Origin of the sequence: Colwellia sp. BRX10-1 (genome assembly GCF_014077545.1) — a bacterium.
Taxonomy (GTDB): Bacteria; Pseudomonadota; Gammaproteobacteria; order Enterobacterales; family Alteromonadaceae; genus Colwellia_A.
Map to the genome: position 1 here is coordinate 1 of NZ_JACGWC010000032.1, position 21,013 is coordinate 21,013.

General features: G+C 39.3%; 17 protein-coding genes and 1 pseudogene. 3 read left to right on the forward strand and 15 right to left on the reverse strand.

All coding sequences use genetic code 11. The features are described 5' to 3' along the window. Positions 1 to 231 (forward strand): annotated as a pseudogene (locus tag H4J75_RS17655) (transposase); the annotation flags it as partial. A gap of 312 nt (positions 232 to 543) precedes the next feature. On the opposite strand, the gene H4J75_RS17660 reads toward H4J75_RS17655, so the two are convergent. From H4J75_RS17660 to H4J75_RS17705, 9 genes are all read right to left on the reverse strand, one after another. Continuing rightward, positions 544 to 1,002: a GNAT family N-acetyltransferase gene (locus tag H4J75_RS17660; RefSeq protein WP_182222831.1), complete on the reverse strand. Its 459-nt coding sequence runs from the start codon at positions 1,000 to 1,002 to the stop codon at positions 544 to 546. Between the two features lie 107 nt (positions 1,003 to 1,109). Beyond that, positions 1,110 to 1,433, reverse strand: coding sequence for a hypothetical protein (locus tag H4J75_RS17665; protein WP_182218699.1), 324 nt, complete (start codon positions 1,431 to 1,433; stop codon positions 1,110 to 1,112). Positions 1,434 to 1,559: 126 nt separating this feature from the next. Beyond that, positions 1,560 to 2,120 carry a flavodoxin family protein gene (locus H4J75_RS17670; RefSeq protein WP_182222832.1) on the reverse strand — a complete coding sequence of 187 codons (561 nt, stop codon included), beginning with the start codon at positions 2,118 to 2,120 and terminating at the stop codon, positions 1,560 to 1,562. A gap of 106 nt (positions 2,121 to 2,226) precedes the next feature. Further along, positions 2,227 to 2,964 (reverse strand): hypothetical protein, encoded by a 738-nt coding sequence (locus H4J75_RS17675; RefSeq protein WP_259366424.1) that lies wholly within the window; start codon positions 2,962 to 2,964, stop codon positions 2,227 to 2,229. 126 nt (positions 2,965 to 3,090) lie between these two features. Further along, a complete protein-coding gene (locus H4J75_RS17680; RefSeq protein WP_310733774.1) occupies positions 3,091 to 3,597 on the reverse strand; it encodes a helix-turn-helix transcriptional regulator in 507 nt (168 codons plus the stop codon). A gap of 220 nt (positions 3,598 to 3,817) precedes the next feature. Beyond that, positions 3,818 to 4,177 carry a hypothetical protein gene (locus H4J75_RS17685; RefSeq protein ID WP_182222835.1) on the reverse strand — a complete coding sequence of 120 codons (360 nt, stop codon included), beginning with the start codon at positions 4,175 to 4,177 and terminating at the stop codon, positions 3,818 to 3,820. A 126-nt stretch (positions 4,178 to 4,303) separates the two neighbouring features. After that, a complete protein-coding gene (locus tag H4J75_RS17690) occupies positions 4,304 to 4,657 on the reverse strand; it encodes a DUF1428 domain-containing protein (protein ID WP_182218138.1) in 354 nt (117 codons plus the stop codon). 115 nt (positions 4,658 to 4,772) lie between these two features. Continuing rightward, positions 4,773 to 6,014, reverse strand: a complete 1,242-nt coding sequence (locus H4J75_RS17695; RefSeq protein ID WP_182218136.1) for a hypothetical protein — start codon at positions 6,012 to 6,014, stop codon at positions 4,773 to 4,775. A gap of 462 nt (positions 6,015 to 6,476) precedes the next feature. Beyond that, a complete protein-coding gene (locus tag H4J75_RS17705; protein WP_182218135.1) occupies positions 6,477 to 7,100 on the reverse strand; it encodes a methylamine utilization protein in 624 nt (207 codons plus the stop codon). 496 nt (positions 7,101 to 7,596) lie between these two features. Between H4J75_RS17705 and H4J75_RS17710 the strand changes: the two genes are divergently transcribed. After that, positions 7,597 to 7,956, forward strand: coding sequence for a DUF3718 domain-containing protein (locus tag H4J75_RS17710; protein WP_182218133.1), 360 nt, complete (start codon positions 7,597 to 7,599; stop codon positions 7,954 to 7,956). Between the two features lie 174 nt (positions 7,957 to 8,130). On the opposite strand, the gene H4J75_RS17715 is transcribed toward H4J75_RS17710, so the two are convergent. Both H4J75_RS17715 and H4J75_RS17720 read right to left on the reverse strand, forming a co-directional pair. Next, positions 8,131 to 10,824: a TonB-dependent receptor domain-containing protein gene (locus tag H4J75_RS17715; protein WP_182222851.1), complete on the reverse strand. Its 2,694-nt coding sequence runs from the start codon at positions 10,822 to 10,824 to the stop codon at positions 8,131 to 8,133. Positions 10,825 to 10,999: 175 nt separating this feature from the next. Beyond that, positions 11,000 to 13,786, reverse strand: a complete 2,787-nt coding sequence (locus H4J75_RS17720; RefSeq protein WP_182222836.1) for a hypothetical protein — start codon at positions 13,784 to 13,786, stop codon at positions 11,000 to 11,002. Between the two features lie 378 nt (positions 13,787 to 14,164). On the opposite strand from H4J75_RS17720, the gene katG reads away from it, so the two are divergent. Then, complete coding sequence (katG, locus tag H4J75_RS17725) at positions 14,165 to 16,339, forward strand: catalase/peroxidase HPI (protein ID WP_182222837.1); 2,175 nt, start codon at positions 14,165 to 14,167, stop codon at positions 16,337 to 16,339. A gap of 203 nt (positions 16,340 to 16,542) precedes the next feature. On the opposite strand, the gene H4J75_RS17730 is transcribed toward katG, so the two are convergent. The 4 genes from H4J75_RS17730 to H4J75_RS17745 all read right to left on the reverse strand — a co-directional run bounded on the left by H4J75_RS17730 (position 16,543) and on the right by H4J75_RS17745 (position 20,927). Beyond that, positions 16,543 to 17,652: a HupE/UreJ family protein gene (locus H4J75_RS17730; protein ID WP_182222838.1), complete on the reverse strand. Its 1,110-nt coding sequence runs from the start codon at positions 17,650 to 17,652 to the stop codon at positions 16,543 to 16,545. A gap of 55 nt (positions 17,653 to 17,707) precedes the next feature. After that, a complete protein-coding gene (locus H4J75_RS17735) occupies positions 17,708 to 18,784 on the reverse strand; it encodes a lipopolysaccharide assembly protein LapB (protein WP_182222839.1) in 1,077 nt (358 codons plus the stop codon). 35 nt (positions 18,785 to 18,819) lie between these two features. Further along, the gene (locus tag H4J75_RS17740) at positions 18,820 to 19,278 is read right to left on the reverse strand and encodes an Ig-like domain-containing protein (RefSeq protein WP_404842544.1); all 459 of its coding nucleotides are present in this window, start codon (positions 19,276 to 19,278) and stop codon (positions 18,820 to 18,822) included. A gap of 95 nt (positions 19,279 to 19,373) precedes the next feature. After that, positions 19,374 to 20,927, reverse strand: coding sequence for a DUF4331 domain-containing protein (locus tag H4J75_RS17745; RefSeq protein WP_404842543.1), 1,554 nt, complete (start codon positions 20,925 to 20,927; stop codon positions 19,374 to 19,376). Positions 20,928 to 21,013 lie beyond the last annotated feature (86 nt).

Here is a 21,013-nt window from a genome sequence, read left to right on the forward strand (position 1 = left end):
GGTCGCGTAATAAGAGCAGACAAACGAGGCGCTATCGATAACAAAACCGCAAATATACTGTCAAGACTTCACATCAGCGATAAAAGTTGGCTCAAACTCACCACAAACTTTGAAGGTATATTCACTGGCGCGGTGGGCACCGCAGAGCATTTGTGTGAATTTACTGAGCACGTGGGGTTAAAGCGCGCACACGGTAAAGCAAATGCCCAAGCTTGTTTGAATAACGCGTAAACTTAACTAAATTCAAAGACCACACTAAGACAGCAAGATAACCACAAGAAAAATACAGCTACCTTGGGGGAGAAGTAAAGCTTGCCTGAAATTCATTCATTTAATCAACATCTATAAAAATCGATATGCAAAGGCTTACAAGATGAAATACATGCATTGTTGTTGGCCAATGGATAGCAGTGTTTCAGAGCATTATTATTGCGTAGCATTATTATGGGTAGCTTAGTAATTTTTTTTGGTTAAAGTTGATTCGATTCAGGTTTTGCATCGCTATTTTGTCGCACTTCACAGTTGATATTATGTGTCACACATTTACTCAATAGCCTTTGACATAAACATACTATATGGATCTTCTTGATAGTTACCAAAAGGGGCACATGGTTGAAAACCAAATTGTTGATAAAGTTTTTGTGCTGGAATAAACGCATCCATAGTACCCGTTTCCAAACTTAATCTTTTATACGAACGAAGAATCGCTTGTTCAACGATATGCTCTAATATCTTACGAGCAATACCTTTACGTAAAAACTTGGTCGATGTGCGCATAGACTTTATCTCGCAATGATCTTTATCAAGTTCTTTTATAGCGCCAATACCAGCTAAATCTTGATTAACCCATAAACTCCAGAACGTTACATCGGGGTGTTCAAGTGCACGCAAATCTAGCGCGTGAACACTTTCTGGAGGTGAGTGAGCTAGCATATCTTCATGATGCTCTTGTAACAAAGAAATTACAGCTTCATGTCTTAATTCGCCAAGCTTAATATCCATATTGCACCTTTGTTTACCTGTATACCTAACGCCCATTCAGAAGCTAAAATAAGCGAGGCACGAGCAATGGCCAGCTTTTTTAGTCCTTTGGAATACCTTGTTATTTGCTAATTACGAAGAAAATGAACACTATATCTGTAGTAACTTGGGATATGACTATGTTCAATATCAACAACTTTATAGCTATTATATTCTGGATTTTCTGCAATAAACGCCATAGCTTTTTCATATAAAGCAGAATCAGTTCCTTCTTGAAAGTTTACATCTGTAGCCCATTGGGGAGGTGGGCCTCCGTAGTAAATTTTTAAAGTATAAATATCGTTAGTCTTAGCTATAGCCTCGAAGGTTGCTCCATAGGTTGATGTTGTAACGCAAGATGTTGTATTTAGTAAAAGGATTAAAACAACACAAAACTTGATCAATAATTTCATTAACACTCCTATGCTCTAAGGCAAATAACGCCCAATTTACAGGCAAAACTAGTTGGCTAAAATAAATGAACGAAGTGAACAAAAAGCCAACTGTTTTTTGTCCTTATTTAATTTCTTATTATGTTTCTAATTTAAACGAAGAGTAAGTTTTGCAACCCTACGACCTAAGTGCTTTGCCGTTGCAAGATCAACTTCATGTGCGACACTATTAGTCGTTTGGGAAACGACTCCTAATTGGCAACCTAATCGATTTAAAGTGGAACTATCTGTTCCATATGAAGCATCAATATTCACCCACAAAATACCATGCTGACTTGCTAAAGTGGCCATGTATTGCAAAGTACTTGATTGGTCACCATTTAGGCCTGTTCCAGAGGTGAATCCAGCAGAGACTTTATCAGCCCACTCTTGGCTCTGCCAATGTTCACTTGAAGCATCCGCAAAAGCCTTGAATTGAGCTGATACACTTCCCATATATGTTGGGCTTCCAAAGATAATCGCATCGCATAATTTTAGATCTTCAAATAATTCTTCGTTTTCAAATCTTCCTTCAAGGATTTCGCGCCCTTCAATTTTATGTTCAAGCACAGTTATTCCATGTTCTTGTTTAGCACCTAAAGCTATTGCTTTAGCAAGTTGTCCTGTGACATCACTCTTAGAAAAATAGACTATCGCTATGCGGGACATCGATTTCAAACTCCTTTATTCGATTATGCATAATCAAAAATAACACCTCATTAAGAGGCAAAACACCGTTGATTAAAATAAGCGACAATGGAGCAAAAGCCAACTGTTATTTGTCCTGCTTTAATAGCTTGCTAGAGGTAAACGTCCCCGGAAAAACAGCATTAGCGACTGATTTAAATAACACTACCCACAACGCCAACAAGACAAACCAATATAATTTTGCCCCCTCTGTTTTTAACTCTCGTACTTTGGGTTCCATATATACATATGGAAGTAGAATGTTATTTTTTGATTTTATTTGATGGATTAATCCATCTTCATGCCAAATAGAAACATTAGATCCAACCTTTAAACTTCGTGCTAAGTTTTTACACTTACCCTCACCAATACCAACTGCTGAAAAAGTATCTTGGTATGAGCCAATATTAAGATCGAAGTATGAATATACTTTATCCGTTTCATCATCTATCACTTCTTCTTTATGACATTCAACAAAGTCAATTTTTGTTGAATATTCATGTATGTTCGTTAAATCAGTAACTATATATTTAGGTAATACAAAGGCGAGTACAGCTAAATTGATTAAGATAAAACCCAAAATAAACAGCTTACGCTTTTTTCCATTTCCCTCAGCAGAGAAATCAATGATAAATTCATTTTCATCATCGTCCTCGTCTTCCTGATCTTCAATTTCTTGGGCTTTTTTTTCAAACTCTCCATTTTCTTTTCTTCGTTGAATTTCTTCACATAACTGCTTATATCGCTCAGGAAATTTATCCTTATCGATATTTTGGTTAACATCAAATAATTCATCCAATGTGTAATTTGAATAGTTGATTGACAAGATATTTCCTTTTACCTCTAACGCCCCATTAAGAGGCAAATAATGCTTGGCTAAAGTAAGCGACGATGGAGCAAATAGCTAGCTGTTATTTGCCCTGTTTGAATGACTTATATGCCTTTTGTCTATTTAGTGATCAGAACTAGAGCTACTTCCCTTGTTCTGTTGATTTAAAATCTGGGAGGTTTTTTCTTTTTCCCATTCTTCACCAAAGGGTTGAAATACCTGGAAAGCGAGGCCAGCAATAAGCGCACCAAAAGATAAGAATACAACAATCAATGGACCTAAATTTTCTCCATCATTGTAGTTAGGCAACATAAATAGGAGAAAGACTGCAATTAAAAGTGCCGAGAATGTATAAAAATATTTTATAGATTTAACCTTCTCTTTTGCTTTGTTGTGCTGAGAATGATCTTTAATCATATCCGCATCCCCTTCTGTTTGGAGATTTTTTTCATTATTTATAGCACATATAAGCTCATCAGTTGAGATTTCAAAAACCGCAGCCAAAGACTTCAAGGTTTCAGTTCCAATGCTTTCTCCTTTTTCTACTCTTTGAATTGTGCGAACATTTAAATCGCTTAGTTGCGCCAATTGTTCTTGAGACCAGCGTTTTTCGAGTCTTAATGATTTCACAGGTAACTCCATTTATTGTTGAATGCTGATGCACTATACACCAAGGGCATACTGTCGGTAATGACAAACAGACGACAAATAGCCGACAAATAGCCGACAGACATAAATTTACGCTTAACAACGCCGCATTAAGCCGAAAATTATAGTTGGCTAAAATGTGTGAAGCACGAACAACAGCCAGCTGTTATTTGTCTTACTTAAGTGGCCTGTTATGTAACGATTACAAACCCCAGATCTGATTTAACGATGCTAAAATAAAAAAACAACAGAATAATGAAATAGAGCCGAGTATAAGTGACGTAAATATAATGACAAAATGGTTCCAAGACTTAGTTGAAGCTAAGAAAAGGAATGGACCAACTAGCCAAATAGAAGAAGATAAAAACAATGCAGAACCTATTTGACTTACTTCGTCGGTTTCACTCCATACACTTGCACCAATAACTAATAAAATGCATAACAAAGCGAACCAAGAATACAAAACAAACTTGGCTGATTTAATATTGGTTTTACTCACACTAAATATCCAATATAAAATTAATATCGGTGCATTAAAAATTAATAGATCGATATATGCCATACTTCCTTAGTTACCTAACGCCCCACTAAGAGGCTTTTAATTGTTGGCTAAAATAGTCAGGCACAAAAAACAGCCAGCTGTTATTTATCTGTTTGAACGCATTGTTATGTGAAATATATCTCGGTGCTATTCCTCTAAAATAACTTCGAAACCACCGTAGATTAAACGTTTACCATCAAAGGGCATTGGATTTTGATCTGGGTGCATTCTAGGATCTGCCATAATAGCGTCCCAACCAGCATCACGAACTTCCTTTGTTGGCCATACAACAGATGAAAAAACTACAGTTTCATCTTTGCCACATTTTACAGCCATTGGGAAGGATGTAATATCACCATCAGGAACGTTATCTCCCCAACTTTCAGTAATTTTAAGTGCTCCGTGATCTTTGAATACGACCGCAGACAATTTCGCATGTTCAATGTACTTTTCTTTATTTACTGTTGGTACTGCGGCAACAAAACCATCGACATAAGACATATATTATTCCTTTTATACTCTACAGGTTGAAGTTCACATAACACCCTAGTAAGGGGCAAATTGTAGTTGGCTAAAGTATAAAGCGAAGCGAAACTAGCCAACTGTTTATTCTCAATTAAAATTTATATTGTACAATTGCCATATATTGCTTTTGCCTATGTTCCGCTGCTCGACTTTCCCATAAAGTTCTATTTTCATTGTTCGAAGTTGAGTTGATAAATTCAGCGCCTACATTCCAATTTTTATCCAGTTGATATCGCCATGCCAACGTAAGGCTATCACCATCGCTGTCATTAGGGTCTTGTCTGTTCTGATCAGTTTCTTTTACTTTGAATTGGTCATGACGTAGTGAAAATCTATGTGATCCTAATTTATAATTAAACATCACATACCATGAAGAAATATCAGTAAACACTCCTGTTTCTTGACTGCCCATACCGGTATCACCAGATAAATACTGAGCTAACAGCCTAAAGTTACTTGTAAATTTATGTTGCATGGCAACGGAATAATATTGGGTTTTCCAAGCATATTGACGATTTTTTTCAATGGCATTTGGATCACCTCTATTATCGTAGTAATAAACTCTCACGTCAGTTTGTTTTAGATAACGCCAATGCCCTCCAACGTAATATCCCCATTTACTATCTGTTTCAATAAAAGGCTCAACAAAATTAGGCGTATTAATAGGGATGTCTTGCTGGGAAAAGTAATCAGAAAAGACAACGGCTTCATTATAAAAAGTTTGCCTATTATGCTGTGCCCAACCACGCCAAACAAGCAAGCTGCCTAAGCCATCATTCGCTTTAAATATAGAGGCTAATGCGGTAAAACTATGAGGGCTATTATGCTTTCTTCCACTTCGAGTGATTGACCACTGAGCACCTAAGGTTCTTTGCTCTTCAGCAATCCAAGAATTGATCGCTGAAAAACTATAAGTATAAGGACTTGTCCATCCGGTTGCTGTATTTTCCAGTGACATTTGAGGATAAAACATGCCGAATTTAACTTGATGTTTTAAGCCTGGATTTAATGGCGAATAAGTAAAGTAAGCTTCTGTTAAGCCGATGTTTTTTTCACCATCAGGATTGTAATTGGCGACAAGATCAAAATTAACATTAGAAATTAAGTCGCCACTTATTTCTATCGCCGCTTGTGTTAGCATCAGTTTATCGTCGTCGTTATACCGTAATATACCCACGCCTTCTTCCTGCCAGCTATTTAACCAAGGCTGATGATAATCGGCTTTAATATATCCTGCTTCAATCACCCCTTTAACCGTTATTTGTGCAGCATTAACTGCAGAACTCAATAGAATAAAGGTGGCTAATAGTGTTTTATTTGTTGTGCTAAGCATTATTTTCCTCATAATTGAGTAACCAAGGTAAAAGCTCATCGCCATGAATCGCCTTACTAATAAAGTAACCTTGTGCTGTTTCAACACCAATCTTATTCAACATCTCAAGACTTTATTTATTTTCAACGCCTTCAGCCACAACACTTAATCCTAAGTTGTGCGCTAAATCAGTGATCGATTTAATAATAATACTATCTTCATTACTTGTAATAAGTTCAAGCACAATAATTTATAGATATTGTACTTATCTTTACAAACGTAAAAAGCGATATCAGAAAATTGCATTAGGCCATCAGCTTTAATAGAGTCTTCTGGATATACTGCTATTCCCATACTGGCCGAGACATCTAATTGTATATTATTTATTTCAAAAAACGGCTCGAAAATCTTGACTACTGGTGCGACTAAATCATCAATAAAAATATAAATCGTACTAAAATACGATTTTGTAATGATTTCAAATTAATAGTCATCTAATTCATCATCATCTTCATAAGCTGCATATCTAGGCTTCATCGCCTCTTTTACATTAATGGTGATATTCGTATGACTAGAAACCGTTATTTTTTGAGTAAAAGATTGATCAGCCTCTTGGAGTAATGGATGCCATATTTTCAGTGTGTATTTTCCATCTGGGAGTGCTAAATTAATATTACCCTCACCATCAGTTTTGCCAAACCAAGGGGTATCAACAACATAAACATAACCAACCATCCAGTCATGTATGTTGCAGCCTAGGATCACTTCTCCAACTTTATCAAACAAACGAGGGTCTAATTTTTTCTCACGGTATAGTTGTATTTCAAAAGTTTTCGCTGGTGAAAAGGAATAAACATGATGTTTTATTCTGTCTGAATTGGGAAAATCAATGTTAGTATTTTTATTAACGACTAGGATGTGGGGGGAAAATTGTCGATTAACTTGATCCATAATAGCAGTATAAGGAACCGACAAAGTACTCTCTGCCACGGTAGGTTTTATTTCTGGCTCAGCGAAAACGACTATATTAGACAATGGTTTTTTATCGACATCAATCACTAGAAAGTTTGTATTGCTTGCTTGACTGGCAAAGGAACTAAGAATCATTAAAACAGAAATTATTTTGTAATTAAAAACTCTTACCATAATGTAACTTTCCACGCTTATTATTAAATATCACTATGTTATAAAATTAACACATTTCACTTATTTATTACTATATTTTACCAAAACAATTGGCCATTCAGACCAAAAAATCAAGAATTTTAGACGGAATACTAAAGAATATTATTCGAATTTAAAAAATTTTATTCACTTAACAATACTTGAAGAGAAAATAATTGCGCTCAAGCCCTTAATCATTTTTTCCTTTTAGATCTTTAAAAAGGCGCTAACCACTATTTTTATTCGTAGTAGCAAATCATTTTTTTCTCCACATAGCTTTTAACAGAAAGCTTCGCCTTTAGAGTCTCAACCAAAAGACAAAATCCAATTATCTTTAATAACTTAACAAAATAAAAAAATCATAATGTAATAAAAAAATTAATAGCTACACTTAGATAAACTGATGAAATTAATAAGTGACGCTTTGAGGAATAAATTAATGATGAGATATAAAGCAGCGGGCATCGCCTCAATAATATTACTATTAATAACACAATCGTACTCACCCAAGGTCATGGCCTATAATATGGCTCAAAACATTTGTGAGTATGTCGCGGCTGACGATAAGAGGAGATTCCGCTCTTTATTAAAAGCACAACGTATAAAAATACGCTCTATTTTTGATGAAATAACCTGTAACGGTAAAAATATATTATTTTTTGCTGCAGCAAGCAACGCTAATGATGTCGGTGAAATGATTATTAAAAAATTGCCGAGAAAAGTATTAGGTGAATTAGTTGATGAATTAATAATTGCCTCGCCAACCTTAGGCGCTATAGCTAAAGAAAGAGCCGGTTAAGTGATCTATCAAGTAGTAGTAACAGCAAGACAATAATGTTTTTAATCTAGCTCAAATTTACGGGCAGTTATTATGATAAAAATAACAAGACCACTCCTTTAACTAATAATAATTTGGGGTGGTCTTAATTCATCTATTTGCAGGGTTGTAAAACGCCAGCAATAATTTAATTAACTAATCAAAATCCCATTTAAATGAAACATCAAAAGCAATGCCTTTCGTTTCACTACGAAATAAAGTATCAGAAAACTCTATTTCTTTACTTTCATCAAGTAGGTTTTGTACTTTGAATTTTAACGTTGTTGAATAGGTAGGATAGTAGGTATATACCATATCAAGTGAATGAAAAGGTTGCTCATACTTATCATCTTGCCCTTCAATACCTGGGATAATAATACGTTCACCAAAGACATTATAAGCCATTGTCACCGAGTGATTACCGTTTGGAGCATCATAACCTAAATTGAGATTAACCACATATTGCGAGTGCCCAGTCATTCGACGCGTCGGATTAGTAATCGCGGCAGAAACTCCAGTTTGCTCAACAACGCGTTGCGTGTTGATGTTTATTTCAGAGTCACTTAAGGTCACGTTACCTGATAAGAAAAAGTCGTTACCATTCATGCCAGCAAAATCACCCAAAAAGGCAAAATCTTTCATAAACTCTAGCTCAATACCATAAACTTCACCGTCGTCTGCATTAGCAATAACGATAAGCGGAGGGCCATCTTGGCCTGGTGATTGTACTGATTCAATCGGATTTATCATATCTTTGTAGAATAACCCTACTGACAAGTTTTCTCCCGTATCTAAGTACCATTCCCAACGTAGATCGTAGTTTTTAATATCCGTGGTTTCTATACCAGCAGTGCCTCGAATAGGATATCCGGTTAGCGGGTCAAGGTAAGTTGATGGCGCAACCTCGCGAATATCTGGGCGTATTGTGGTTTCACCATAAGATAAACGAAACTGTACAGCTTCACTCATCATGTAAGTAAGTGCTAACGCCGAGTATATATCATCTTCTTGAAAGGCTAATTTCGATAAATCTTCTTCTGTTGGTTGTGGTGGTAAATCAAAACGACCGGTTGCGGGATCTAAAGGTGCGACGACTTGACGGTAATCTTCCCAGCGAAAGCCGCCACTGATACGCCAAGTATTGTCAATAAACCAATCTGCCTCAAAGTAGTAAGCATCGGTCATTTGTGCTGAATAATAGTCATCGCCCATTACAGAGGTGTCACGTATAACCGTTTCACTGCCTTGTAATGGCTGATTGAGAATAATATCGTCTGTTAAAATATCATTCATTTTATTACCACTAAGACTCAGTTCTTCAAAGGCTAAGGTATTAACATCGATACGTCTGGAAAAAGCGTCACGGGTTTTTTCAATAAAGTCACCACCGAACTTAAGCTCTACCTCTGATTGCGAAAAAGTTATGGGTAAAGATAGGTTAAAACCGCTGTTTTCTACTTTATCTTCCAAGTCCTGAAAAGAATAACGGGTAGCGGTTGAAGCCTTACGTAAACTACTTTCGTTAGAAAGATCAAAAGTACCATCTTCGTTTTCGTCACTGAGTATGTAGCGCGTAGAAACATTACCCGGTGCGTAACGACTTGAACGAGCGTCTGAATATTTCCAATCAAAACCTATGTTCCACAACCATGGCAGATTGTGAGTACCACGAACCTGATTAGCGATCATTTCGCGCTCTTCGTAGCTAACGTCACTGTCTCGAATGCGCAAACCGTCACTGAGTAATACATTGTTAGTATTACCCAGTTTGTCTTTTATTTCGTCGGCGGTATCACGTAGCACAATGAAACTGTAATCAAGGCGATGATCTCGGTCATACTCTACACCTAAGTTCAGCAGACCAGACCATTTTACTGAATGTTCAGTTGAGGTAACTTGGTCAAAACCTCGTACTAAACTCCATGAATCATCGGTGTTATTACGAAAATCTTGACCTTCGTATAATTCACTTACTTGCCATTCATTGTCATAGGATAAAGAGGTTAAATAACCCCAGCGATATTTACCCTGTTCAAATTTATCACCGAGCGCAATATCAAGGCCAAAATCTGGGGCGATATTTTCTTTAACTGGATCGTAGTCACGATTAAGCTGCGCGGCTATTGCACGGTTTTCATCTTGACTAATATTTTTTAATGGACTGTAATTTTTCCATAATTTTTGTAATGTTTTGGGTGCTGCGCGAGTGCCATCATCTTGGCCACGCCAATCATCACTGCCACCATTGTAGCTGTAACCATCGTCAAAATTTTCGCTATTGCCACCTAAATTTCCAGAGATATTAAAAAGGAAATCTGTTGGAATACTTTTTAAACGGATATCAACATTACCGCCACCAAAATGGGCAGGCATTGAAGGTGAGTAGGATTTTTGTACCGATAAAGACTCGATAATTGACGCTGGAAATAAATCCAGAGGTATAACACTACGTGTCGGATCTGGGCTGGGTACAGCGGCACCATTTAACTGTGTGCTTGAGTAACGTTCGCCTAAACCACGTACATAAATAAATTTACCATCAACTAATGTCACACCGGTAACACGTCGTAATGCGGCAGCGGCATCGCTGTCGCCGGTGCGTGAAATTTGCTCTGCACCTAAAATGTCGGCGATAAAGGCTTGGTTGCGACGCTCTTCAATAATAGCGCTCGCCGTACCTTTTAATCGACTTACCTTAACAACAACTTCTTCAATAGCTTCATCTTCTGCTGATGTTTGCTCCGCTACTGCTGATGTCGCTGCTAGGCTTGTTATTATCGCTAGTGCTAAGCCACTTAATCGTAAACAATTATTTGGTTTGTTTACCTTGATTTTCTTGGCACTATGCATTAATTTTTTGTTCATCGTTAACCTCGATAGAGTCTCTGTGCTTGCTTTAGATACGCTTTTACTGCTTTGCTAATCGCTTGCATCAGTTAGGTTGATTGAGTATTTATTAGTTATGCTGAAATAAAAAAGCGAACACTGATTATTGGAAAAAACAGTGTTCGCCTTCAACGTCTAATTATTCTTCAAGACCTACTGTCCATCCTGCTGTCCAGTTTTTCGCTTTCGTTACGGCACCGACATGGTCAGCATTTTCAAAAAAGCTGTTACCGGTGAAGTCTTTAGGTGTTGTGGTATCGATGGTGAAAATGCCTTCTAATACCGCACTTGTATTTGCAGCCGTACTGTTTTCGGTATTATCGTTAATAAACCAGCTCATTAAATCAAAGGTTGCATCACTAGAGTCTTTAGAATCTTTAAACGCTTCATCACAAGCCACAACTGAGTTACTCATTAGCGTATCACCAGATTTTGCTTGATCTACCGTTAAGCCAGCTTCCAACTCAACACATTCGCCCATGCCTGCAGGACCTGTAACAACAAAGTTATGAAGTTGTGCTTTCGAGCCTTCTCTTAGATAAACACCTTCAGAGTCTTTATCTGCAGTGTCAAATGTATTACCAATAATGGTCATGTTGGCAATACTCGGGTTTGATTGTGGTAGTTTGTTTGGTGTTGAGCCGTCGTTGTCACCTTCAATACCACGGTTTGCTTCACCATTTTGTGGGTCATGCTTAACGAGTACGTATTGTAAGTTGCCACGAAAGCCATTATCCCAATCAACGCTGTCATCTTTATTAGAGGTTAAGACCACGTATTTAAGGTTAACCGTGCCACCAAAAAATTCGATACCATCATCAGCATTTTCATGTACTTGAATATATTCGACTTTGGTACCAGAACCAACACCACCAAATGTTATCCCGTTCAGTTCGTTGTCTGGTGCTATTTCATAACCTGCATGCTTAACAACGACATAACGTAATGTACCTGAGCTGTCAGCATCGTCTGTGCCGCCAAAGACTGCGCCATCTTGAGCACCTTCAATTTGAAGTGCACAGTCACTGCCATCCGTTGGACATTTATTTGATGTCGCATTACCCAATAACACTATTCCACCCCATTGACCCGCACCTGTTTCAGCGCCGGTCAAATCTTGACTCGATGTAAAAGTGATAGGTTTTGAGGCTGTGCCATTTGCTTGAATTTCTGAATCACGACTGACCACTAGGTAATCGCTACCTGAACGACCATAGATGGTTGTACCGGCTTCAATCGTCAGTGTTGCTGAGTTAATTTTATCACCACCAACAAAAACAGCGCCGTTTAGAGCATAAATATTATTAGCGGTTAACGTTAAGTTATTAGCAATAACACCGCTTAATTGACAAGTAATGTTTGAGCCATTGACTGAAGAAATTGCCGATGTACCTGTCGGACAACCTTGTGTTTCTGCCTGAGCGGTTACTACACCACCACCGTAACCAAAGGCCCAACCTTCACGCCAATCGTTACCCGCGTTGTCAGCACTGTCAAACGCGCCAATGTAATCAACGGAGTCAAAAAAGGCATTTTGTGTATTAGCGACATCTTGTCCGGCATTCTCAGCAACGAGTGGCGAGTTAGCATCAGGAATACCGTTTTCATTAATTAAAATAGAACTGCTGATACTGTTGGATGCTTCTGCACTGAACCATGCTTCGAGGTCAAGCAAGACACTACCGTCTTCCGCTTTAGCATTTTTGAAATTTTCACTATTACTACAGGCCATAACACTGTTTTGCATAACAATTTTACCACTATTAGCATTATTAACGGTTACAGAGCTCGTTGCACCACCTTCAATTTCTAAACATTCCCCCATTTCACTGGTGCCGGTTACCACCGTATTAAATATTTTTGCTGCGGTTCCTTCGCGTAAGTAAATACCTTCTGAGTCTTTATCTGCACTGTCAAAGTTATTACCCACAATCGTCAAGTTAGCGATAATTGGCGCTGACTGTGGCTCTTTATCAGGAGTAGAGCCATCGTTATCCCCTTCAATACCACGGTTTGCTTCGCCGGCATTTTTAGCATGTTCGACATAAATATGTTGCAGCATACCTTTATAACCATTGTCCCAATCGATACTGTCATCTTTGTTTGCTGTTAAAACTAAATGCTTAACATTGACCGCACCGCCAAAAAATTCTACGCCGTCATCGGCATTTGAATGTACTTGAATATAATCAACCGTTGTTCCTGAGCCAACACCACCAAACGTTATACCATTAAGTTCGTTGTCAGGCGCAATTTCAAACCCTGCATATTTAACAACAAGGTATTTTAAAATACCTGAATTGTCTTCCCAGTTTGAGCCACCAAAGACTGCACCTTCTTCAGCTCCTTCAATTTGAAGGGCACATTCACTACCATCAGTAGGACATTTATTTGAAGGAGCATTACCTAAAATAACTACGCCACCCCATTGACCAGCTGTTGTTTCTTCACCCTTAACATCTTGCAGTGAGGTTAAAATAATAGGTTTAGTTTTTATGCCTTCTGCCATTATTTTTGCGTCGCGGTGCACAACGACATAATCACCACCTGATTGTCCAAAAAGAACAACGCCGGGCTCTACGGTTAGCGTTGCTCCTGCCATCACTTCTAAAGCTCCACTAATAGCATAAAATACCGGCTTGCTATCAGCACTGGCGACTAAAGTCATATCACTAGTAATTTTTCCATCAAGCACTTGTACAGCAACATCAAAACCTAAAGCTGTTGAAACATCTTGGCCCAACACCGAACTAGACTTACCCGGTAATTCGGTCACAATTGGGTCAGTTGGAGCAGGGTTAGTGATGGTTGTATCGCCTACTGAGTTATCTACTTGAGATGAAAGTTTAATATCGCCACCACCACAACTGGCTAAAGTAATGGCACAAGCTAGCGTACTGATTTTAAAGAGTGAATTTATTTGCATGTTAGTCTGCTCCGCAGAAATTATTAGAATAAAGTTGCGGCTATGCTACTAAGGTTAAATGACAGAATTGTTGAAGTAATATGTAGTTTTTATTTAAGAAAAATTACATAAATGTTACATAATAAATTTCTAATACTGATATCGCTTAACTTACTCACTGATCTGTTAACTTTTCAAAACTAAGCTTTTAAAGCTGAACAGATTGAGATACGTTGTTGAATGCGTTAACGTGAGTAAAACTCATAATTTATCAAGAATGTACTATGATGTATTTTAATAATCCTTGGTAATTCAAAGTGAGCACTTAACATTATCATCTAGTATTTTTTCATCCTAACTTTTAACAGTTCAGCCTCTATTAATGAAAGGAAATTGCATATGAATGACAAAACAACAACGACAGCTGGCAAATGTCCAGTAATGCACGGCGGTGCAACAAAGAGCAGTATGTCAAATATGGGATGGTGGCCAAAGTCTCTAAATCTTGACATTCTTCATCAACATGACAGTAAGACTAATCCTATGGGCGCGAATTTTAATTACCGTGAAACCCTGAAAGATCTTGATATGGCTGCTCTTAAAACAGATATGCATGCCCTCATGACAGATAGCCAAGACTGGTGGCCTGCTGATTGGGGACATTATGGTGGCCTAATGATCCGTATGACTTGGCATGCTGCCGGCACCTATCGTATCGCGGATGGTCGCGGTGGTGCAGCGACTGGCAATCAGCGTTTTACGCCAATAAATTCTTGGCCAGATAACGCCAATTTAGATAAGGCCCGCCGTTTGCTGTGGCCTATCAAAAAGAAATACGGTAACAAACTTAGCTGGGCTGATTTAATTGCTTACGCTGGCACTGTTGCTTATCAATCTATGGGGTTAAAAACCTTCGGTTTCGCTTTTGGTCGAGAAGATATTTGGCAGCCAGAAATTGACACGTATTGGGGCGCCGAAAAAGAATGGCTTGCACCAAGTGGTGGAGAAGGCAGCCGTTATTCTGGTGAACGTGATTTAGAAAACCCCTTAGCTGCGGTAATGATGGGGCTAATATATGTTAACCCTGAAGGTGTAGACGGCAAGCCCGACCCCCTTAAAACAGCGCATGATATTAGAGTAACGTTCGAACGTATGGCAATGAACGATGAAGAAACGGTTGCCCTAACGGCCGGTGGTCACACCGTCGGTAAATGTCACGGCAATGGTGACGCTTCGCAAATAGGACCAGAGCCAGAAGCTGGAGATATTACTGAACAAGGTCTAGGCTGGAACAATAAAACCAAACGTGGCATTGGTCGCGATACCATCACCAGTGGTATTGAAGGCGCATGGACTACACATCCTACTCAGTGGGATAATGGTTATTTTTCGATGTTGCTTAACCACGAGTGGGAATTAAAGAAGAGCCCAGCGGGTGCTTGGCAGTGGCAACCAATAAATATTAAAGAAGAACATAAGCCTGTTGATGTTGAAGATGCAACTACACGTCAAACGCCTATTATGACTGATGCCGATATGGCGATGAAAATGGATCCAGCGTACCGTGAAATTTCAGAACGTTTCTCTAAGGATCCTGAATATTTTTCTGACGTTTTTGCCCGAGCATGGTTCAAACTCACTCATCGCGATATGGGGCCAAAGGCACGTTATATCGGTAAAGAAGTCCCTCAAGAAGACCTTATTTGGCAAGACCCTGTTCCCGCCGGAGCCACGAGTTATGATATTGACTTACTGAAAAATAAAATAGCAGCGAGTGGTTTAAGTATCAGCGAAATGGTTGCAACCGCTTGGGATAGTGCACGAACCTACCGTAACTCTGACAAACGCGGTGGTGCCAACGGCGCACACATTCGCCTTGCCCCACAAAAAGATTGGCAAGGTAACGAGCCAGCACGCCTTAGCAAAGTACTTTCTGTGCTAGAAAGTATTGCCACAAGTAGTGGTGCAAGTATCGCTGATGTCATTGTTTTGGCAGGTAATGTTGGTATAGAACAGTCCGCAAAAGCGGCTGGTTTTGAAGTCACTGTTCCCTTCTCACCAGGGCGTGGTGACGCAACAGATGAAATGACGGATATTGACTCCTTCGAGGTACTAGAGCCCACTCATGATGCTTATCGAAACTGGCTAAAAGCCGACTATGTTGTCAGCGCAGAAGAACTGATGCTTGACCGAAGTCAGTTAATGGGACTTACCGCGCATCAGATGACCGTGTTAATTGGTGGTATGCGTATGCTTGGCACTAACTACGATGGTACAAAACATGGGGTGTTCACCGAACGTGAAGGTGTACTTTCTAACGATTATTTTGTTAATTTAACAGACATGAATTATACGTGGGAACCTGTTAGTGATAACCTCTATGAGATGCGCGATCGTCAATCAAATGAAGTAAAATGGACAGCAACACGAGTTGACCTTATCTTTGGTTCTAACTCAATTCTTCGTTCATATGCTGAAGTTTACGCGCAGGATGATAACCAAGAGAAGTTTGTTGCTGATTTTGTTACAGCATGGGCGAGTGTCATGAACGCTGATCGCTTCGATTTAGTCTGATGATTAGCTAAAATTTCACGCCGCTATTTACCGCGGCGTGAATTATTAATCTAGCTAACTTAGTAAGTAGCGACTTAAAAGTATTGCACCCGCAATACTTTTTTTTAGCTATAAACTCTTCAACCTAATAGCTGGAATGACCCAGTATCCTTTAAAACTATCACTTGAGCTATAAGCCATTGCATTAGCAATAATTTTTAAGTTTACCAGCGTTCTACACTCCATTGCACGGCCATAATCGCAATTAATATAGATCCAACAGGTAGAACACCTCTCGTATAAAACGTGGTATTACGTAATAAAATTAATATCGGCAGTAAAATAACAAGTATCGCTAACTGGCCTATTTCAACACCAAGATTAAAGGCTAGTATACTTAGTAACTGTTGATCCGCAGGTAAGCCTAATTCTCCTAAGACACCAGCAAACCCCATACCGTGTAGCAAACCAAAGGCAAAGGTTAACCAAGCTAAACGTAAAACCACTGGCCAAATATTATTGAGCGCCGCAAATAAAACCGATAAAGCAATGCCCAGCTCTACCCAACGACTGCTTGGGCTTAACCAGCCTAAGGCGGTCGCTGTTAACGTTAGCGAATGAGCCAAGGTAAATGCACTCACGATCCATACGGTGTTAGTCAAAATAGTTTTAACACTTGATATAGCTTGCCACTTTTTATCTTTACGCTGTAGCACCGCCGGCAATAACAAGGCAAACAAAAACAGGATATGGTCTATACCGATCCAAATATGTACAACACCTTGATAAACAAATTGTGTAAAGGTCGTCCAGGCACTACCTTTGCTCAAATCTATGGTGATTTTTCGAGTGCTGTCATCTAACACTAAACTGTGTAAGTGGTTACCATCACCAATATTTAGAACCACCTCATGGCTACTATCTAAAGAAAATATTGCGCTGTAGGCAATTTCTAATGGGCCACTGATTGGGCACTGACCTGAGAAATCAGTAACAGCGAAAGCTTCATTGGCATGATCTTGCAAACGCTCCATAATCTCAAAACGTAAGTTACACCTTAAATTTTCACGACTCAATAATAAATGCTCAGCCAAATAGCTAGCAATCTCAGCTTGTCGACTCTTGACCTCTCCCCAGGTTAACTCACCGTTGGCATTTATATCCAAGCCAACAGCTAATTCTAAATCAGTCAAACTCAATTGCCATTCGCCACTGATACGACCGGTGTCGTCGATTTCGGCAATAATGTAACTGGTACTCAATTGATGAGCGACGACAGTATTGGCCAGTAATAACGACAGGCTTATTAGCCCTATTTTTAACCACTGCTGCATATTTTTATCTCACTACTTTTACGGTTTATTAAGGTTTATTGTGTTGAGGTGTAGCTTAAATCTGAGGCTTTTTATCAGGTGATTCTTTAAATGCTAAAGCACGTTTGAGCAAGCGCTCATCCGAGCCCAGCTTAGCTTGTTGCCAATTAATTCTCGCCCAATAAAGCGCCTTAATAGGGTTAGGAACAATATCGAGATAATATTGAGCTATATCTGCAGCATGAGCGGTATCATTTCGTTGCAAACGTATTTCGATACGTTGGGTTAGTCGTTGCTGCCATACGCCATTAGTTGCCTTAGTTATTTGTTCGGCAAGGGTCAAACGTAATAACAAAGCATCATCAAAACTATCACTTGCTTCAACGATAGGTCCTAATGTATCTAAAACAATTTGGCCTTGTTGTTGTGCTAAATAAATATCCGCCCACAGCGCTAAATAACTAACAGGGGCCTGATTCAATGGGTAGCCTGACAAATGGTCTATGGCTTGTTGTGTTAGCTGCTGACGGTGAGCAAGATCAGCTAAAATTTGATTAAGCCATACCTGTTGGGCGATAGGTATATCACCCGCAAGCTTAACGATATTTCTTAACTGTTGGTAACTTTGAGCAACTTTGCCTTGTTCAGCACTAACCTCTAGCACGCAGGCGCTACTGACAAATAAACTGCCCTGCCCCAATACCTGTAAACAGGCACTTTTCGCAGCGTCAAGATCACCTTGTACCATGTGTATATTGGCTTTCATTAACCAAGCAGCGACGTTGTCTGGCTGATATTGAAGTATCTGAGTCAGTAATTGTTGGGCCTGATTAAATTGATGGTAATGCTGTAAGACGGTTGCTGAATAAAATTGTAGATCTAGATCATTAGGGTTAGCGACCAACAAGGGTTTCAGTAAAGCGCCAGCACGGCCATAATAACGACTTGCTAAGCCAGGCTTACTTGCGTCATTGAGCAGTTGGGCGATAAAAATCTTTGGCTGTTGTGCAGGTTTAGGTACCGTCCAGCTAGCAACGATACTTTGATTTGATTTGGGCACATAACTTTCTGAATGCACAGGCGATGAAGTGGCAATAAAAACCAAAAATAACAAGGGGCTAATAAAACGAAGTGTTGGCATATCATTATCCATAAAAGGGCGCCTTCCTTGGCGCAGTCAAGATGGTTCTACTGTTGAATCAAGTCGTCGTATGCTGCTGGTTCCTCAACATCTTGAATAAACGCACGACCATTTACGGCCAAGGGTTTATCGCTTGGTTGCTGACTAAAAGCTGCACGACTATAACTGGCAAATGACACTTCCAGCGCTTCAATCGTAATATTGATTGTACCGCTAACAGGATAATTAATTCCATCAGAGGCAGTAAAAGTAAAGCTGTCACTTCCTGTTACTTCAGCATTAGGCTGATAAGTGAAACTACCATTACTATCAATGGTGACCATTCCTAGCATCGGCTCTTGGTCTAAGCTAAAAGTCAACGTGTCACCATTTTCATCATTTGCGCTTAACATGTCAGTGATAGGCGTTTCTGTTTGAGTGATCAAGTCGACCGATATCGTAGTCGGTGATGCGTTTTTCGTAATAGGTAGCTCATCGACATCATTATTACAGCCTGAAACTAGCATGGCGGCCGCTAAACTTAACACGACCCCTTTAAGCTTAAAGACTTGACTAAGATGAGATGCTGTATTTCGTTTACTATATAACATAATAGTGTTCCTTATTTAGAGCCTGGTAAAGGCGTTGCTAAGTATGGAAAGCTAGTATCCATCATAGAGGCATTACTTGGCGCACCATCAGTAAAGGGTACATTACCAACACTTGCATCTTCTGGTGCACATAAGCCCAAATCTGTATCTGTGCCATTAACAGGAATTGGGTAACATAAACGACCCATAACAACACGAAGGGCAATATCTACCACATCATCTCCTGGTCGGCGACCATTTGGAAAACCAGCTAAATCGTCACCAGCAACACCAAACGATGACTGCATATCGGCTGCCACTGCTGCAATACCAGTATTTAAACGTAGCATTTCAGCTGCGGTCACTGTTGATAACTGATTAACACCTGGGAAACCCGTTAAAAATGCGGTAACTAAATCAACCCTAGGGAAATTAGTGGGTGCCAACGTTTCGATATTTGCACCTAAAGTGGTATTTACTGCATCTTTAAACAATATATTCAGCAGTTCAGGTAGCGTTGGATGAGTCACATAATCAGCAAACTGACCATCTGCACTTGGATGAGAACTTGAGAACTTATCTTTATCGGCCAAACCAATAACCAATTCATTCACTAAAGGAGAGCCAAGACGAGAAACTTGCGTCAATGCACCACCATTTACTTCAGTGTTATCAAAGCTAGCATTAGGATTCAAAATTCTAGCCTGAGGCAAACTTGCCGTAGTCCAACTACCGATAACGCCATTACCTGTGCCTGTTAAACAAGCTGTCGGTACTTCAATAGCGATACTAGTAACATTTTTGTCAGCTAAATCATCATTACTTGCTGATTGTGTAATACCACCGGGGAAGCCATCGCCATCGCCTGCTCCAGGAGCACTGTCACCTTCAACAGGAACAAAGTTCACTAAATCAAAAACTTTACCTAAATTAACCGCAAATGCGTCTTTACGCTGACCAACAAATACTTTTGCTGGTGCATCACAGCCAGGTATAGCAGCTGAGTATATATGGCTGTTAGCATAAGCTGAATACTGCTCAGCGTTGCTAAATGTTTTGTTACCGATGTAATCGAGTGGCTTAGCAAAACTTGCTCCACCCGAAGTACTATTAGTAACAGCAGCACTGGTACCCGTTCGCATTGGACCAGAAATCATATTAACCATGTAGCTTTCAGAGAAATTAGCCGCACTTTTATCTGCCATACTGATGCCGCCAACATTTTTAAGTGGTACACCAACAGATTTCTGTTCTCCTTCAGCGCCAACCATCAAAGCAACACCTGCATTATTGTTGCCTAACATCTGGTTAAAATTAAAAGTAAAGGTTATATCTTCAACAGCATCACCATCGTTATCAATATGAATCGCATAAGTTGCAGCAGGGTCCATAGCGAAATAGTTAGGTCCACCATAAGCATCCTGTAAAGGAATGTAATTTGCGATGAGTGTGACGTAATTGCCACGGCCTTCTTCATAACTATTGAATGCATAAAAGTCTGTTGAGTCGACTGTTGGCATACGTGTGACGTTAGGCGCTTCACGATGGCTTGATGCAGATACAGCTTGAGACAAAGTTGCACTCATTATTGCCGATACAATTAGTGTTAATTTAAATTTTTTCATGACGTTTCCTTTATAATTTATAGTTCTTAATGGTTACTTTCTTGAAA